Raw genomic sequence first — 1,416 nt, 5'->3', positions numbered from 1 at the left:
GTTGGCTTAGATAGCAAAGATAATCTAATTAAAGTCTTAAATCCAACTGCCACAGATGGCACGCAAACAGCAATAGACAAGTAATTTAAATGCAAAAGAAAACACCAAAGCGGTAGTAATTACCAGAATAGCTTTGCTTGCTGATCATGCTATTGTCTGGCCAACAGGTATCACAGAAGAGCAGAAAACCAAGGCTATCAAGGAACTTGAAACACGCGGAATCATCATTCGAAAAGCAGTCTAATTTAGGGGGAATTCATATGCAAAATCCATTTACAAATCCAGCATTTAGCATGACAGCTTTAACTGGAGCCATTAACATATTGCCAATTAATTTTGGTCGAACAGAAAGTTTAAAATTGTTTCCAAGTAAATCAGTGAGATACCGCCACATTACTATTGAAGAGCAAAACGGAGTGTTAAGTTTATTACCAACGCAAGTTCCAGGAGCACCAGCAACAGTCGGCAAAAGAGGAAAAAGAAAGGTGAGAACTTTTACAATTCCACATATTCCACACGATGATGTAGTATTGCCAGAGGAAGTTCAAGGAATAAGAGCCTTTGGTTCAGAAAATGAACTTGTAGCACTCGCTGATGTAATAACCGATCATTTGCAAACAATGAGAAATAAACACGCTATTACTTTGGAACACTTACGTATGGGGGCATTGAAGGGGGTTATTCTTGATGCAGATGGCTCTGAACTATTAAACCTTTACAATGAATTTGAAATTACGCCAAAAGTAGTAAATTTTGCTCTTGGCACTGCGACTACTGATGTGAAAAAGAAGTGTATGGAAGTACTACGACACATAGAAGATAACTTAAGTGGTGAATACATGGAAAAAGTGCATGCGCTGGTAAGTCCAGAATTTTTTGATGCTTTAACTTCTCACGCCAAAGTCAAAGAAGCATATGAGAGATGGCAAGAAGGAGCAGCCTTGAGAGATGATATGAGATCTGGATTTACATTCTGTGGCATTACATTTGAGGAATATAGAGGGCAAGCTACGGATTCTGAAGGGAATGTAAGAAGATTTATTGAAAAAGATGCAGGACACTGTTTTCCACTGGGTACAGCAAATACATTCACCACTTACTTTGCTCCAGCGGATTTTAATGAGACGGTGAATACTTTAGGGCAACCACTATATGCAAAACAAGAGCCAAGAAGATTTGATAGAGGAACAGATTTACATACTCAATCAAATCCACTACCAATGTGCCATCGCCCTGGCATACTGATGAAGATCACCACTATGTAATTAAAGAGAGGCTTTATGTCAAAAACACCAGGGCGTGAAGGCCTGATGATATCAGTATACATATAAGCATGTCAAGTTATTAATAGATTATTTCATAAAACCACTTCTCTGCCTGTGCTATAAACGTTGTTGTAGTATAGAATAGAGTTTA

The 1,416-nt window shown here is 38.2% G+C and carries 1 protein-coding gene and 1 pseudogene; both read left to right on the top strand.

Annotated features, from left to right (window positions below; genetic code table 11):
* Nucleotides 1–244 (top strand): annotated as a pseudogene (locus IC220_RS07520) (head decoration protein); the annotation flags it as partial.
* A 16-nt stretch (nt 245–260) separates the two neighbouring features.
* Nucleotides 261–1,265 (top strand): major capsid protein, encoded by a 1,005-nt coding sequence (locus IC220_RS07515; protein WP_188153790.1) that lies wholly within the window; start codon nt 261–263, stop codon nt 1,263–1,265.
* Nucleotides 1,266–1,416: the final 151 nt, after the last annotated feature.

Source organism: Wolbachia endosymbiont of Pentalonia nigronervosa, from assembly GCF_014534705.1.
GTDB lineage: Bacteria > Pseudomonadota > Alphaproteobacteria > Rickettsiales > Anaplasmataceae > Wolbachia.
Note: the sequence above shows the minus strand (reverse complement) of the source record. Positions and strands in the feature narration are given on the sequence as shown.